Genomic DNA, 15,810 nt, shown 5'->3' on the forward strand with positions numbered 1-15,810 from the left:
TAGTGAGTGTCAGGCCCAACAACCATCAGGTTGTTGGGCTTTTTTATCACAATCAGATTGTATGAAGACTACAATGCGGGGGAATGCTGCGGCAGGGCGACGTAGTTTTTGGCGACCTGAATCGGTGTCGTGCGCTGGGCATTGATTTCCTCTGGTGTGTCTTCCATCACGGGCAAATGGAACAGTGATACTGACAGGTTGAGCTGTTCTGCTTGATCAAGGAGTTGAAGACAGGTTCGGGCCGAGGCTTCCACCTGCAGGGCGTTTTGCTTCACGGTATCATTGAGTGAACTGATTCGGTTGGTGACCTCATGAATGCTCTGATTCTGCTGTTGCGAGATGTCAGTGATTTCATTGAGGAAGGTACTGGTACCTTTGGCGGCCTGAATGATTTCCTGCAAGCTATCATTCAGGCGAACAACCAGCTTGGCACCGGTGGCAACACTGCTGTCTGATTCGTGAATCAAGGCATTAATGTTGTGCGCTGACTGGCTGCTTTGCGAGGCCAGCGTACCGACTTCCCGCGCCACGACCGAAAATCCTTTGCCCATTTCTCCGGCCCGTGCGGCTTCAATCGCTGCATTCAGTGACAGGATATGCGTCTGGAAGGCGACGTTTTCTATCAGTGAGATCACTTCCGTCATTTCTTTACTGCGACTGGAAATATTCTGCATCGCATTTCTGACGTCACTCATCATGCCTTCGCCCTGTTCGGCGATATGGCTGGTTTCTTGGGCATGATGGCTGGCTTGTTCTGTGTACCGGGCATTCTGTTCCAGATGTTGGCTAATCTGAATGATGTGCTCGGTGGTGACTTTCAGTTCCGCGGATTGCAGGTTGGCCTGCTCTGATAACTGGCGGTTGTCGCTGGTGACGTGGCTTACCTGCTGCATCATGGTTTCCATGCCCTGACGAACCTGGCTTATCAGCTCGACCAGACCGCTTTGCATCTGGACTACACTGTTGTTCAGTACGGCGATTTCACGGGTTGCACGTTTTTCTATGGCAATGTCGTGTGACAAATCACCGGATGCGATCAGTTTCAGGTGATCGGTGATGCGTTTAAGTGGATGAACGATCACCTTGTTGACACCAATCCAGACCAGCACCGAAATGACCAGCAGTAATCCCAGAATCACGATAAACAGGGTGTGTGCAGCATCGAGGTTATTCAACAACTGCTGAGCATGCTGTTTCTGACGGGCATCGTTTTCCTGCAGAAAGCGGGAATACTTCTGGGTGAACTGCGTCTGGTAAGCCTGAATAGGTACGGCAAAGAAAATGTCGATTTCGTTCGTTTTTTTAATACCCTGGGCAAGTTCAACCAACCCGTTATAAAGCTGCTGGTAGCTGTTTTTGAGGTCGGTGAAAGCGGCATCATTACGTGCGGAACCAGAGAAACGCTCTAGTTTTTGGTAAGACCCTTGTGCGTTAGCTAATGAAGTTTCTGCTTCCGACATCAGGCTATTCCAACTGCCGACAGAGCCGGTTTCCTTATCAAACATCAGGTAGATACCTGCGCGATTGAGCTTATCGCTGGCGTTCATGACCTCCATTCGAGCCAGATCCATCAGTGCCTGTTGCTGGCGCAGTGCCTCGTTGGCGGCGCTATCCTGACGCACCTCGGTCATGGTTTTCGAGATCATGCCTACAGACAACAACTGTAATAAGGAAAAGAGTCCGATGATCAACAATAAACCGGAAAGGAAACTCAGGCGGTACTGGCGTAATTTGCCCAGAAAACCGGAGCGTGACGGGGTGGATGTTGACATGACAATTTACTCGCTAAAGAAAACTGCCGCCAACATAACATCATTAAATGAATAAAATATTTCAGATATTTGGGGTGAAAATGGAGGTCATATTTATTGAAAATTCCATAACCTCCGTCAAGTTTAGATTAAAAAACTTTTCTAAAGGGTTTAACGCTGACCGCGTCGTAAACACCTGCGGCGACATAAGGATCGTCGTTAGCCCACTGACGAGCCTCTTCCAGCGATGGAAATTCGGCAATAACGGTGGAACCGGTGAATCCGGCGGTACCGGGGTCTTCACTGTCAATGGCAGGTAGCGGACCTGCTGTTAACAAACGGCCCTGATCGCGTAGTGTTTGCAATCGTTCAAGATGTGCCGGTCGGGCAGCAAGACGCTTTTCCAGTGAGCCAGGGACATCGGTGGCATAAATCACATACAGCATGGTAAACCTCATGGTGTCATATCGTTATGAGATGAACCGTCATCATACGCTATGATACTGACAGGCCGAAACCGGATAAATCGTGACGTCGTTTATGACAGGAATTGAAGTGATGCTATTGAATATGATTGTCATTTGCATTTAAACTTGAGCGGTGAGAGGACATCATATAACTATGCCGCAGAAAACATTTTTCCTGACCCACCGATACTCATGGCCTGTATTGGTTTCCGTCGTATTCCATGGTTCATTGATAGCTGGGTTGTTGTTTGCTTCTTTTAATACATCAGTCACTCTGCCGACGGCGCCACAACCGATCCAGGTCATGATGGTTAACACCGCACCGCAGGAAGCCGCACCCGCACCGACCGCTGAGCCAGAGCCAACACATGAGCCCGAACCAGTGCCGGAACCACAGGTTCAACCTGAGCCGCCGCCGTTGCCAAAACCGGTCCCCATTCCGTTACCGGAACCTAAACCTCAGCCGAAACCCAAACCTAAGCCGGAAACAAAGCCTAAACCGGTGAAAAAGCTGGAGCCGCAAAAGGACAAGCCCCAGGAACGTGTGCCTGAGCCGAATGCCGCACCCGCATCCAGCCAGACCGTGAATCATAATCCGGCACCGGTTAGTCAGGCTCCGGTTGCCAGCGCCCAGCCTGCTGGTCCCAAACCGGTAAATCGCGCTCAGCCGGAATATCCTGCCCGTGCGTTAGCCCTGCATATTGAAGGCCGGGTTAAAGTACAGTTTGATGTGGATGAGTCGGGTCGTGTAGGTAATGTCCGGGTGTTGTCAGCTGAACCGCAAAACCTGTTCGAGCGAGATATCAGGCAGGCGATGCGTAAGTGGCGTTATGAAGAGAATCGACCAGGGAAAGACCTGGTGGTGACGATTATTTTCAAAGTTAATGGTGCTACGGCGATGGAATAAGCCGGGTCAGTGTCGCACCAATGAATAAGGCACCGCAAGTGGTGCCTTATTGCCATGCTTCCAGAATGGTTAAGGTGATTATTGTTCTGGTGCGAAGTGGCTTTTTCCTTGCGGCAATTCTCGTGGACGCCCCTCTTCATCGACAGCGACATAAGTAAACAGGGCTTCAGTCGCACGATAGCGTTGGCCAATGGGGTCTGTTGATACTTTTTTTACCCACACTTCCACATTGACTGTCATTGAACTACGTCCGGTACGAACGCAACGGGCGTAGCAACAAACCACATCACCAACGGCAACGGGCTTGAGAAAGGTCATGCCGTCAACGCGAACGGTGACAACGCGGCCTTCTGCAATCTCTTTTGCCAGAATCGCGCCACCGATATCCATCTGTGACATTAGCCAGCCGCCAAAGATATCGCCATTGGCATTGGTATCCGCTGGCATGGCCAGGGTGCGCAGCACCAACTCGCCGTGAGGTAATACATCTTGTTTGCTCATAGGATCAACGAATCCGCTTGTGAGTAGTCAATAATCAGTCTGTGGCGGTAGGTTATTTATCGCCTTCATTTTCCGTCTTCTCCGGTTCGCCCGGCAGGTGACGGTAAATGTAAACGCCGCACAGTAATGTAAATACCAGAGTCAGGCCGGTGAGGCCAAATACTTTAAAGTCGACCCAAACGCTTTGTGGCAACCAGAAGGCAATATAGATGTTCGCCAGTCCGCACAGCAGGAAAAAGATAGCCCAGGCGATGTTCAGTTTTGCCCACACCATTTCCGGTAAGACCAGCTCTTTGCCGAGCATGCGCTGAATTAGCGGTTTTTTCATGACAAACTGGCTGAACAGCAATGCGGTAGCGAACAGCGTGTAAATGATGGTGACTTTCCATTTAATGAATTGATCGTTATGGAAGACCAACGTCAGGGTGCCGAATACGGCCACCATCAGGAAGGTCAGCAGCATCATCTTTTCTATCTTGCGGTAAATGAACCAGCTAAACAGCAATGCGGCTGCTGTTGCTGCGATCAGTGCACCCGAAGCGACATAAATATCATACAGTTTATAACAAACAAAAAAGACAATAAGTGGAATAAAATCAATTAGTTGCTTCATTATGTTAATCCGTCACGTATCCGGTGTGGGGCCGCGTATACCAAAAAAGGGTGAACTCTCTGCGAATTATTATCGCTGTTTATGCGGCACGATTCCCGATTTATCGTAACAATTTGCAGAAAATTACGTTGTCACCGTTATAACGGCGGGTTGAGAGGGAGCGGCGCTGGCGCCACTCCCGTTCAGGATAGACAGCATTAACTGCGTACCAGCATGTACAGACGAAACACGTAGACCAGCAACATGGCAGAGATAATGTTGCTGATGGCATTTAATATCACCGCCATCGCGGTTGGCGACACCATCGGCAAACGGGCGATCAGTAGCAGTAGTGCGACTTTGACCAGCAACCATAGCATGACGGCTGGCGCTGTCTGGCGGAAATGGGCGAATGCCAGCTTGCTGCTGGCTCGCATGGCAGCGAATACGCCGCGCTTTTCCGTTACGGCGATCACCGGTGACAGGCTAAAGGCGATGGATAATAAAATCCCCGGTACCACCACCAGTAGCATGCCTAACTGAATTAACAGGGTACAAACCAGTACCAGCAGAAGCAGGCGGGGTAACAGCGGTGCAGAAGCGGCAATCGCCCGCAGCGCGCTGGTCTGGTGGCCCGCTGAGACCAGTTGGATCAGCATAAGGATACCGCCAGTTAACAGGGCATTACCTACCAGCGTCGCAAAAGTACCTGCGGCAGATGCCTTCAACAGAACGAGTTGTTGCTCAGGGGAAAGCTGCGCAATGATATCGCTGATGCCTGGCTGCTCAATGGAGGATAAATCCACATTGCTGTTACTGAGTAGCTGTAGTTGATCGCTATCGGGAGTAAAGACGTGCCCAAGGACGACGGTGATCAATGACGTCAGCAGCGCCAGCATGAGAATGCTGAAAAACTGGTTACGCGTAAAATTCAAGGTGTCACGGTACAACCTGCTGGCCGTGATAGGCATGAAAACTCCTTGGCAAAAGTTAGCAATAGGCATTAGCTGGCTATTGTAACCCGTTCAGGTGTTCCGTGGCACCCCGACATCGATTTCATCTATCTGCTTATTTTTGCTCTGATTTATGAGCACGGCTGCGGCAAACGGGCCGGGATGAGCGGCGGTAAGCCATAGGCCGCACGTGCCCGATCACAGGCATCGTTATGCCGACCCTCTTCGCCCGACTGCGCAAACTCGTGGCATGGCGATGGGCGTTGGGCATAAATGCGACAACTGACCGACTCGCCGATGTTACCTTCCAGCGCGCAGCAACGGATCGGTTTGCTGTTTGTGCCTGCCATACAGCGTAGAAACGGCGTGACTGGCTCAGTTAGCTCAACGGGTACTGCGCCGCCTCCGTCATTCGCTTCTGACCAGTAAAACGATACCCGGAAATAGCCACAGCATGCGCCGCATTCCATACAAGGGTTAACGTGACTGTGATGACTCATAATTGATTACCCACCGGCCTCACTCGGCGCTGAATCTCAGATGAAAAAATAACATTACGCCGGAATATCTGGCGGTGCAGCTTCTTTTTTGTGCTTGTGGAGGATTTGCTTTTCCCGTGCTTTTTGATTTGGATCAATTCTATGTTTTTTAGTGACTTGGAGTGATTTGATTGAAGTCGTTTTGCCGCAAAAATCCTGTCAGGATGTGATCTGGATTCAAACAAAGCTACCCCTTAGTGGGTATAGTTCGCACGGACATTAACCTTACAAATGGAGTGGATAATGAAAAAGGTTGCTTTATTGATGGTAGCAGCGGCGATGGTACCTGCATTGGCAGAAGCCCATCAGGCAGGGGATATTATTGTTCGTGCTGGAACCGCAACGGTACGCCCGCATACCAGCTCTGATGATGTGCTGGGTCTGGGGTCATTTAGTGTGAATAACAATACCCAACTGGGCCTCACCTTAGGCTACATGGCGACGGATAATATTGGTGTCGAACTGCTGGCTGCAACACCGTTTAAGCATCGGGTGGGTGTCGGTGGTGTGGGCCAGATTGCGGAAGTGAAACACTTACCGCCAACACTGATGGCACAGTATTACTTCGGGCAGAGCACAGATAGCCTGCGTCCTTATTTGGGTCTTGGTTTGAACTACACGACATTCTTTGATGAGAAATTTAACCAGACCGGTCAGGATGCCGGGTTAACCGATCTGCACCTGAAAAGTTCCTGGGGTGTTGCCGCACAGGCAGGTCTGGATTACAACCTGAATAAAAACTGGTTGTTAAATATGTCGGTATGGTGGATGGATATCGACACTACCGTAAAATTCAAGGCTGCCGGTCAGGATCAGAGCATCAAAACCCGTCTGGATCCTTGGGTATTTATGTTTGGCTTCGGTTACAAGTTCTAATAAACGACGTAACAAGCAAAAAAGGCGGAACCTCGGTTCCGCCTTTTTTATAACCGCGATAACGGTTATCAGAAGTTGTACTGCACGCCGACGCGGTAGCGAGTCTGACGTTCGTCAGTGGTTTTAGGACCTTCAACGTTAGCAAGCTGAATATAAGGCGTCCAGTTTTTGTCGATCTTGTATGCAAGCTTCACGTCATGAGTAAAGTTGTCGTTATCACTGTCGTAGATATAGCCGAAGCTACCAGCTTTGGTATTTTTGTTATATTCCAATTCATACTCAACGGTGAATTTGTCTAGGAATTTATAACCCAGAACGCTGGTGATAGTGTAGCCTTTCATATTCGTTGCTTCTGCAGGACCTTTCGGGTCGTTAATGCTGCCGCTATAGCGTTTGTAGAAAGGACGATAACGCAAAGTGTAGTAAAGGTTATCGGTAAAGTTCACACCACCTCTGATGTAAGGACGATAGCTGTTACTTGTACTGTCGGTAACCAGGTTGAAACCAAACTCGGTACTAAACATTTTATTGAATTTATACAGATAGCTGGCAGTGACTTCAGTACCATTACTTACTTGTTCGTTGTACGGTTTGTTTGGGGTAGTGTCATTGCCGGATTGTTTCCACTTCACTTCAGAAGACAGACCAAATCCATTGTCAAAACGATGCGAAATCAGCAGTCGATCTTTGTGATCGGCGTTTTTGGTATCAAACATCTCATGGCGATAATCAAACGTCACTGCCATTGAACTCATACTTACCAAAGATGCAACCATCACTGTCAGAATTTTAAATTTCATTGTTATAACCCTCTCAGAGATCATTTCTTATAAGTGTTGTGTCGCCGATGTGGCGCAGCACGATGCCGATTTTTATTTATCTCTGCTTACAAATGTGTGATCAGGAACATCAAATTGAAAAAAATGAAAAGCCATTTCATTATGTGATGTTCGTCTATTTACATAGCGTGAAATCTATGCCTATAGAAATAAAACCATGTTTCAACAAAATGGAATTAAATTGTTTTATTTGAATTATGTTTATTACATATAAATGTTTATTTTTATTTTATTTTTGTTGACTTTTGTTTTTGTTTGATTTTTTTAACAATTTATTTTCTTCTTAATAAATTCATATTTGTGAGCATGTTTATCATTTTGTGACGTTAATCCTGCTTGTGAGTGAGGGTGAATGAAGTGGTCGGGCGCGACATCACTAAACGACAGGATACCGGGCAAGGCAGGGGTCAGCATCGCCGCGGATAAGATCTGGAGTGATTGACAAGAAAACGCCATAGCCGGTCAACAGCTATGGCGTTAAAACGACGGGAGGGGGAGATAAATCAGCGAGTGCGGGTGGCCGCTTTCATCGTGCTGACAAATTCGCTCAGTTTTGCCAGCATCGTATCTGGTTGCTCATGGTGCTGCTCAATGATTTTGACAATCGCTGAACCAGAAATCGCTCCGGCTGCGCCAGATGTTAACGCCTGCTGCACCTGAGTCGGTTCAGAAATACCGAAACCGAGTAACGGTGGTGCCGCGTGGTATTCCTGCAATTTTTCCAGTAAATGATGTAACGGTAGCTGAGCACGTGTTTCTGCACCGGTTACCCCAGCCCGAGAGAGCAGGTAGGTGTAACCGCGACCAAAGGAAGCGATTTCACGCAATAACTCGTCATCGGCATTGGGCGGACAGATAAAGATAGGCGCGACACCATGCTTGATTGCTGCAGTACGAAACTGTGCGGATTCTTCTACCGGTACATCGGCGACTAACACAGAGTCAACGCCAGTTTGCGCACAACGCTGATAAAAGGCATCAACACCGTTGCTGAAAACCAGGTTGGCATACATCAGCAAACCAATCGGTAGGTCAGGGTATTTCTGACGGATAGTGGCCAGCATTTCAAAACACTGGGCTGGGGTTACACCTGCTGCGAACGCGCGCAGCGTGGCATTCTGAATGGTTGGGCCATCTGCCAGCGGATCGGAGAAAGGGATACCCAATTCCAATGCGTCAGCTCCGGCAGCGACCAGTGTGTCGATTATCTGCAGTGACAATTTTGGGGAAGGGTCACCCAAGGTGACAAACGGCACGAACGCCCCTTCCTGCTTTTCCGATAACCGTTTAAACAAAGCGTGGTAGCGTTCCATCAGATTTCTCCCCGGGATTTCAGAATGTCGTGAACCGTAAAAATGTCTTTATCGCCGCGCCCGGACAGATTCACCACCAGAATTTGTTCTTTTTCCGGCTCAGCGCTGATCATTTTCAGCGCATGTGCCAACGCATGGGATGACTCCAGCGCCGGAATGATACCTTCATGACGAGACAACTCCCGAAAGGCGTTCAGCGCTTCATCGTCGGTTACTGACACATACTCCGCTCGCCCGATACTGTTCAGGTACGCATGCTGTGGACCGACTGAAGGGAAGTCCAGACCGGCTGAAATCGAGTATGATTCTTCGATCTGCCCGTCATCCGTCTGCATCATCGGTGATTTCATTCCGAAGTAAATACCGGTGCGACCATGCTTCAGTGGTGCGCCGTGGTGCCCGGTTTCGATACCGAGTCCCGCCGGTTCTACACCGATTAAGCGTACAGAAGGCTCATCGATGAAATCGGCGAACATACCAATCGCATTGGATCCACCACCGACGCAAGCCAGCACCGCATCCGGCAGGCGACCTTCTTTTTCTTTCACCTGGGCTTTCGTTTCTTCCCCGATCATGCGCTGAAATTCCCGCACAATAGTGGGGTAAGGATGGGGGCCAGCGGCAGTACCCAGCAGATAATGCGCCGTTTCATAACTACCGGACCAGTCACGCAGCGCTTCGTTACACGCATCTTTCAGTGTGGCAGAACCGCTGTGTACCGGAATGACTTCTGCGCCCATCAAGCGCATACGAAATACATTCGGTGACTGACGTTCTACATCCTTGGCACCCATGTAGACCCGGCATTTCAATCCCAACAGCGCACACGCCAGCGCCGTGGCAACACCATGTTGGCCTGCACCGGTTTCGGCGATAATTTCTGTTTTACCCATCCGTTTTGCCAGCAACGCCTGACCCAATACCTGATTGGTCTTGTGGGCACCGCCGTGCAGCAGGTCTTCACGTTTCAGGTAGAGTGTGGTGCGAGTGCCTGCCGTCAGGTTTTTACACCGTGTCAGCGCGGTCGGGCGACCGGCATAATTCTTCAGTAAATCGCTGAACTCAGACTGAAACGCGGGATCACGCTGTGCGCTAACAAACGCTTCTTCCAACTGACGCAGGGCGGGCATCAGAATCTGTGGTACATACTGACCACCGAATTCGCCAAAATAAGGGTTAAGTAATGTCATAATCAGCCTGTACCTTCTTTATGCATGGGAGGTGCGACGGGATTGCGCCGCACGCAGCGTTTGAAATACCGCCGCAATTTTTTGTGAATCTTTGATGCCGGGTTGCGATTCAACGCCGGAGTTAACATCCAGTCCTGCCGCGCCGAATTTGGCCGCCTGCGCGATGTTGTCCGGGTTGAGGCCACCGGCCAGTAGCATCTGCTGTAACGATTGTCCTTGCAGCAATGACCAGTTGAACGCTTGACCACTGCCACCCTGACCGCTGTCAAGCAGTATCCGATCAACCTGTGGCAGTGCCAGAGGGGGCAACGTATCGCCGACCGATAGGGCTTTCCATATCTGGCAGGTTGCAGGCAGTTGTTCCCGCAGTGCAGCAACGGTGGCCTCGTCTTCATGGCCATGTAATTGAACTGCTGCCAGTTGAAGCGATGATGCCGCTTCCACGATTTCAGCCAGTGGCGCGTCACGGAATACCCCGACATAGCGCAATGGGGCACCGGCCATGACAGTACGTGCTTGTGACGTTGTCACGTAACGAGGTGAGCTGGCAACAAAAATCAGCCCGCCATACACCGCACCGGCCTGGAACGCGGCGGCGGCATCTTCTGGCCGGGTCAGCCCACAGACCTTGTTTTCGCCCAAAATAACCCGACGCACCGCCATGGACAGATCGTCTTCCTCCATCAGCGAACTGCCGATCAGAAAGCCGTTGGCATACTGACTTAATTCCTGAATATGGGCATAGCGGCTGATGCCAGATTCGCTGATGACCGTGACGCTGGCGGGTAACTGTGGTGCCAGTGTGCGGGTACGGTCCAAATCGATCGACAGATCGCGCAAATCGCGGTTATTAATGCCGACAACGCGTGCCTCCAGCGCGATGGCACGCGCCAGTTCGGCTTCATTGCTCACTTCAGTCAGAATGCCCATATCCAGACTGTGTGCCACCTGTGCCAACTGGCGATACTGGTCATCATCGAGCACGGAGAGCATCAGCAGGATGGCATCTGCCTGATAGTAACGGGCCAGGTAAATCTGATACGGGTCGATAATAAAATCTTTGCACAGAATCGGCTGGGCAACCGCGGCGCTCACCTGGGTCAGAAAGGTGAAGTCGCCTTGAAAGTACTTCTCGTCAGTCAACACGGAAATGGCGGAGGCGTAATCCTGATAAACTCGCGCGATAGCAGCCGGGTCAAAGTCAGCCCGAATCAACCCCTTGGAGGGTGAGGCTTTTTTACATTCCAGAATAAATGCCGGGCTGGCCTTTTTCAGTGACTGATAAAAATGGCGTGAACTGGGCGTGACCTGCGACTGAAAGCTGTCGAGCGGCTGTCGTTGTTTGCGCTCGGTTACCCACAGTGCCTTGTCGCGTACGATTTTGGTTAATACGGTTTCCTGCATGTTCATCATCATCCTCTGGTTGCCAGTTCTAACACCCGCTGGTACGCCTGACCGCTATGAATCACGTCCAGTGCTTGTTGGGCATTCTGCCGCAGATCTTCCTGTCCGAACAGTTTTAACAAGAGTGCCACATTAGCCGCGACGGCGGCATCGTGCGCGGGTTGCCCTTTACCCTGAAGCAATCGGGCCAGAATATCACGGTTTTCTTCCGGTGAGCCGCCCAGTAACTCGTCCAGCGAGAAGGAGTCCAGCCCGAAATCATGGGGGGTTAACTGGTAGGTGGTTACCTGCCCGTCACGCAGTTCTGCCACATGCGTTGGGGCATGAATGGCGACTTCATCCATTCCACCGCCGTGTACCACCGCGGCACGCTGATACCCCAGTACTTTCAGTGTTTCGGCAATTGGCGCGACCAGCTCGGGCCGGTAGACGCCAATCAGCGCCAGCGGCGGACGTGCAGGGTTAATCAGCGGCCCTAACACGTTGAACAGGGTACGAGTTTTTAACTGTTGGCGCACTGGCATCGCATGACGAAAACCGGTGTGGTACTGCGGCGCAAACAGAAAACAGACGCCCAGATCGTCCAGTGCCTGACGGGATAGCTCTGCCGACATATCGAGTTTGATGCCGAAGGCCGACAATAAATCAGACGATCCTGAACGGCTGGATACGCTACGGTTGCCGTGTTTGGCGACTTTTACCCCGCAAGCAGCCGCGACAAAGGCACTGGCGGTAGAAATGTTGATGCTGTTGGAGCCATCGCCGCCGGTGCCGACAATATCAGCAAACAGGTAGTCCGGACGTGGGAACGGTTTGGCATCAGCCAGCAGCGCCGTTGCGGCACCCGCGATTTCATCGGGGTGTTCACCACGAACTTTCATGCTGATGAGTGCCGCCGCCAACTGTGTCGGCTCCAGTTCACCCTGAATAATAGCCGCAAACAGTTGCTGGCTTTCTGCCTGACTCAGAATGTCGGCACGGTACAATTTCTCAAGAATCTGTTGCATTCGTGTGTCTCCTTCCATTCAAGCCAAAGCCCAGTCCAGCGTTTGATTCAGCAACCGCGCACCTTGTGTCGTCAGAATCGATTCCGGGTGGAACTGGAAACCACAGACACGGTGTTCATCGTGGCGTACCGCCATCACCATGCCGTTAAAACTGGCGTTAATTACCAGTTCAGCCGGGATGTTGCTTCCCACCAGCGAGTGATAGCGTGCTACCGGCAACGGGCTGGGTAACCCGATGAACATGGCCTGACCGTCGTGTTCAACACTGGAGGCTTTACCGTGCAGGATCTCACCGGCCTGACCCACATGACCGCCGTAGGCTTCGACGATGGCCTGATGTCCCAGACAAATCCCGATGATCGGCAGTTGGCCGCGTAAGCGTTGCAGCAGTACCGGCATGCACCCGGCTTCAGCGGGGGTGCCGGGCCCGGGAGAGAGCATCAACACCGGCTTTTCCATCTGTTGCAGGCGTTCGATGATCACATCCGCAGGCAATTGGTTACGGTACACCACGACGTTGTGGCCGCTGGCACGCAGTTGATCGACCAGGTTATAGGTAAAAGAATCAATGTTATCGAGTAACAGGATATCGGCCATCAGAACACCTCCCGGGCATGATGCGCGCTGGCAATCGCGCACAGAACCGCGCGGGCTTTGTTACGGGTTTCGTCGGCTTCGGCTTGCGGCTGGGAATCCAGCACGACGCCAGCACCAGCCTGCACGGTAGCGATGCCATCTTCCACATAGGCGGAACGGATGACGATGCAGGTATCGAGGTCGCCACGTGCGGTGAAGTAACCTACCGCACCGCCGTAGCTGCCGCGGCGTGTTTTCTCACTTTCCGCGATCAACTGCATCGCCCGGACTTTAGGCGCGCCGCTGAGCGTCCCCATGTTCATACAAGCGCGGTAAGCGTGCAGGACATCCAGATCGTGACGCAGCGTGCCAACCACCCGCGAAACCAGATGCATAACGAAGGAGTAGCGGTCTACTTTGGTCAGGTCAGCCACATAGCGGCTACCGGGTTCGCAGATCCGCGCCAAATCGTTGCGAGCCAGGTCAACCAGCATCAGATGCTCGGCCAGTTCTTTATGGTCGGTACGCATTTCCAGTTCGATACGGCTGTCCAGATCCCGGTCCAGCGAGCCGTCGGCGCGACGTCCACGAGGACGAGTGCCTGCAATAGGGTAGATTTCAATCTGGCGGCTGATGGCGTCATATTTGAGCGAGCTTTCCGGCGAGGCACCGAACAGGGTGAAATCTTGATCCTGCATGTAAAACATGTAAGGGCTCGGATTGTTGTCTTTCAGTGTCTGGTAGGCGGCCAACGGTGACGGGCATGGCAGCGAGAAACGACGGGACGGGACGACCTGAAAGATCTCACCGATGCGAATTGCCTGCTGCATCTGGCTGACGACGGCACCATAGTCTTCATCGCTTTGATTGCAGTTCAGGGTCATGGTGTCTAATGTCTGGTACGGTAACGCTGGCGCAGGCTGGCGTAACTGGTGTTGTAACTGCTCCAGACGCTGTTGCAGACGCAGACGCTCAGTAGCATCAGGTGTAAACAGGCTGGCCTGCAGGTGGGTGACCCGTTTTTGGTGATCCACAATCAGCAGTGTTTCGGCCAGATAAAAACAGTAATCCGGGCAGCGCTGTTGCTGGCTGAGTGGCGGCAGGCTCTCGAAGCCGGCTACCAGATCGTAGGCGAACAGGCCACCGAAGAACATCGCTTCACGTTCGTCTGGCGGGCAGGTCACCAGTATCAACATCTGGCGTAGCGCATCGAATACCGACAGCGAGCGCAGGCGCGCATCTTCATCTAACAGGCCATCGATGCCAGGAAAGGTCAGTTCGCGGCCGTTTGGACGCACATCGACCGTGACATCGCTCGGTAGTGCTTTGTCCAGCAACGGTAACAGCGAGGCACCGTTAGCTGTTAATGCCTGAATGGATACCTGCGAGCCGAGGGCGGTAATGCGCAATGCACTGTCGACAATCAGCAAGCTCTGCAGATTCTGCTTGCTATCGATCTCGGCTGACTCCAGCAACAGCGTTGCCGGACGCGCGCCGCATAATTGATGGAACGTGGCGCTGGGATCGTTACGGTATTCGGCGTCGACGCGCAACAGCTCTAGTTCTGGTTGTGGTGTGTGCATGATGTTTACTCGTATTTTGTCCATAAAAAAACCCGCTACCAGCGGGTTTCAGGATAGGCATGTCGGAAAATGGCTATGCGTTATCACTTCGCCCGCAACAGGGAGAAGCGCCACCAACCAGCATGATTTTTCAGGGGCAGGGTTGTTACCGTCATCGCCATATCCTCACTTATCGCTACGCTTGAACTTGTGTACTAGTTAACTGGAACACAGAAAGGAAGTCAATAACATTTAACCGGATTTTTTCGGGGAAATGTCTGGTGGCTGATGGCAGGATGGTGAGAGCAGGCAGCACGGACCGATCTTTTTTCCTTTTTGGTCAGGTTGATGGCATCATGCCGCCTGAAATTTCCTGAAACAGCGAGATACCCGACGTGCCAGATGAGTTACCCGCATCACCTGCATTTCCCCTGTATGACCTGCACAGCCACACCACGGCGTCTGACGGATTACTGACGCCTGTTGAATTGGTGCAGCGAGCGGTGAGTATGCGCGTCAGCGTGCTGGCAATTACCGATCACGATACCACGGCGGCATTGGCGCAGGCGCAGGCGGCTATTGTGCAGCAGGCATTACCATTACGGCTGATTGCTGGTGTTGAGATTTCCACGGTCTGGGAAAATCACGAAATTCATATCGTCGGACTGGGGATGGATTGTGAGCATCCCGCCTTGACCTCGTTGCTGCAACAGCAAGTGCAGTACCGCCAGCAACGGGCCGAACAGATAGCTCTGCGGCTGGGAAAAGCGCTTATCCCTGATGCGCTGGCTGGCGCATCGCGGCTGGCGGAGGGCGGCATGATCACCCGCGGGCATTTTGCGCGCTATCTGGTCGAGCTGGGAAAAGCCGACACGGTCGCCCAGGTGTTTAAAAAATATCTGGCTAAAGGGAAAACCGGCTATGTACCGCCACAGTGGTGTACAATACAACAAGCCGTGGACGCTATCCGTCAGTCGGGTGGAGTGGCGGTGCTGGCGCATCCTGGCCGTTATGACCTGACCACCAAATGGCTCAAACGCCTGATCGGGCATTTTGCTGATTGTGGTGGGGAAGCGATGGAAATCGCCCAATGTCAGCAGGCACCGGATGAGCGTTCACAACTGGCGCGTTATGCGCAGGACTATCATTTGCTGGGGTCACAGGGGTCGGACTTTCATCAACCCTGTGCCTGGATAGAGTTGGGGCGAAAATTGTGGTTGCCTGCGGGCGTGGAGCCAGTCTGGCAACACCCGGCGTTAGCGGGCTAAGTCACGACGGTACGACGCGGGATAGGTTCATTTCATTTACTCGTTGCTGTTACCAGGTCATCGTG

15 protein-coding genes, 1 pseudogene and 1 other annotated feature are annotated in these 15,810 nt (G+C 51.9%); of the genes and pseudogenes, 4 read left to right on the forward strand and 12 right to left on the reverse strand.

What is annotated here, in order from left to right; translation table 11 throughout:
• Positions 1 to 68 precede the first annotated feature (68 nt).
• On the reverse strand, positions 69 to 1,772 hold the full coding sequence (locus LF929_RS10080; protein ID WP_210175671.1) for a methyl-accepting chemotaxis protein: 1,704 nt from the start codon (positions 1,770 to 1,772) through the stop codon (positions 69 to 71).
• Between the two features lie 128 nt (positions 1,773 to 1,900).
• On the reverse strand, positions 1,901 to 2,197 hold the full coding sequence (locus LF929_RS10085; protein WP_016941307.1) for a YciI family protein: 297 nt from the start codon (positions 2,195 to 2,197) through the stop codon (positions 1,901 to 1,903).
• 175 nt (positions 2,198 to 2,372) lie between these two features.
• On the opposite strand from LF929_RS10085, the gene tonB reads away from it, so the two are divergent.
• The gene (gene tonB / locus LF929_RS10090; RefSeq protein WP_016941308.1) at positions 2,373 to 3,125 is read left to right on the forward strand and encodes a TonB system transport protein TonB; all 753 of its coding nucleotides are present in this window, start codon (positions 2,373 to 2,375) and stop codon (positions 3,123 to 3,125) included.
• A gap of 78 nt (positions 3,126 to 3,203) precedes the next feature.
• Here tonB and yciA read toward each other — a convergent pair whose 3' ends face one another.
• The 4 genes from yciA to LF929_RS10110 form a co-directional block, all read right to left on the reverse strand.
• Positions 3,204 to 3,626: an acyl-CoA thioester hydrolase YciA gene (gene yciA, locus LF929_RS10095; RefSeq protein WP_038908028.1), complete on the reverse strand. Its 423-nt coding sequence runs from the start codon at positions 3,624 to 3,626 to the stop codon at positions 3,204 to 3,206.
• A 52-nt stretch (positions 3,627 to 3,678) separates the two neighbouring features.
• Positions 3,679 to 4,239 carry a septation protein A gene (locus tag LF929_RS10100; protein WP_016941309.1) on the reverse strand — a complete coding sequence of 187 codons (561 nt, stop codon included), beginning with the start codon at positions 4,237 to 4,239 and terminating at the stop codon, positions 3,679 to 3,681.
• A 197-nt stretch (positions 4,240 to 4,436) separates the two neighbouring features.
• On the reverse strand, positions 4,437 to 5,189 hold the full coding sequence (locus tag LF929_RS10105) for a YciC family protein (protein ID WP_210175670.1): 753 nt from the start codon (positions 5,187 to 5,189) through the stop codon (positions 4,437 to 4,439).
• Between the two features lie 113 nt (positions 5,190 to 5,302).
• Entirely contained in the window at positions 5,303 to 5,671 is a 369-nt protein-coding gene (locus LF929_RS10110; RefSeq protein WP_210175669.1) for a YkgJ family cysteine cluster protein, read from the reverse strand.
• A gap of 282 nt (positions 5,672 to 5,953) precedes the next feature.
• On the opposite strand from LF929_RS10110, the gene ompW reads away from it, so the two are divergent.
• Complete coding sequence (ompW, locus tag LF929_RS10115; protein ID WP_038904411.1) at positions 5,954 to 6,586, forward strand: outer membrane protein OmpW; 633 nt, start codon at positions 5,954 to 5,956, stop codon at positions 6,584 to 6,586.
• A 68-nt stretch (positions 6,587 to 6,654) separates the two neighbouring features.
• On the opposite strand, the gene LF929_RS10120 is transcribed toward ompW, so the two are convergent.
• The 6 genes and pseudogenes from LF929_RS10120 to LF929_RS10145 all read right to left on the reverse strand — a co-directional run bounded on the left by LF929_RS10120 (position 6,655) and on the right by LF929_RS10145 (position 14,498).
• Positions 6,655 to 7,386, reverse strand: a complete 732-nt coding sequence (locus tag LF929_RS10120) for an oligogalacturonate-specific porin KdgM family protein (protein ID WP_038908022.1) — start codon at positions 7,384 to 7,386, stop codon at positions 6,655 to 6,657.
• Positions 7,387 to 7,928: 542 nt separating this feature from the next.
• On the reverse strand, positions 7,929 to 8,738 hold the full coding sequence (trpA, locus tag LF929_RS10125) for a tryptophan synthase subunit alpha (RefSeq protein WP_038908021.1): 810 nt from the start codon (positions 8,736 to 8,738) through the stop codon (positions 7,929 to 7,931).
• Complete coding sequence (gene trpB, locus LF929_RS10130) at positions 8,738 to 9,931, reverse strand: tryptophan synthase subunit beta (RefSeq protein ID WP_172640062.1); 1,194 nt, start codon at positions 9,929 to 9,931, stop codon at positions 8,738 to 8,740. Before trpB ends, trpA begins: the two co-directional genes overlap by 1 nt.
• A 15-nt stretch (positions 9,932 to 9,946) precedes the next feature.
• Complete coding sequence (gene trpCF / locus LF929_RS10135) at positions 9,947 to 11,332, reverse strand: bifunctional indole-3-glycerol-phosphate synthase TrpC/phosphoribosylanthranilate isomerase TrpF (RefSeq protein WP_226092589.1); 1,386 nt, start codon at positions 11,330 to 11,332, stop codon at positions 9,947 to 9,949.
• An 8-nt stretch (positions 11,333 to 11,340) separates the two neighbouring features.
• Positions 11,341 to 12,936 (reverse strand): annotated as a pseudogene (gene trpD / locus LF929_RS10140) (bifunctional anthranilate synthase glutamate amidotransferase component TrpG/anthranilate phosphoribosyltransferase TrpD).
• Positions 12,936 to 14,498, reverse strand: a complete 1,563-nt coding sequence (locus tag LF929_RS10145; protein ID WP_226092558.1) for an anthranilate synthase component 1 — start codon at positions 14,496 to 14,498, stop codon at positions 12,936 to 12,938. Before LF929_RS10145 ends, trpD begins: the two are co-directional and overlap by 1 nt.
• A 22-nt stretch (positions 14,499 to 14,520) precedes the next feature.
• Positions 14,521 to 14,620 (reverse strand) — a sequence feature (Trp leader region).
• Between LF929_RS10145 and LF929_RS10150 the strand changes: the two genes are divergently transcribed.
• On the forward strand, positions 14,558 to 14,683 hold the full coding sequence (locus LF929_RS10150) for a hypothetical protein (protein ID WP_264084733.1): 126 nt from the start codon (positions 14,558 to 14,560) through the stop codon (positions 14,681 to 14,683). Its footprint overlaps the feature before it by 63 nt.
• A 189-nt stretch (positions 14,684 to 14,872) precedes the next feature.
• Positions 14,873 to 15,745 carry a PHP domain-containing protein gene (locus LF929_RS10155; protein ID WP_210175666.1) on the forward strand — a complete coding sequence of 291 codons (873 nt, stop codon included), beginning with the start codon at positions 14,873 to 14,875 and terminating at the stop codon, positions 15,743 to 15,745.
• Positions 15,746 to 15,810: the final 65 nt, after the last annotated feature.

This window comes from Dickeya oryzae, from assembly GCF_020406815.2.
GTDB lineage: Bacteria > Pseudomonadota > Gammaproteobacteria > Enterobacterales > Enterobacteriaceae > Dickeya > Dickeya oryzae.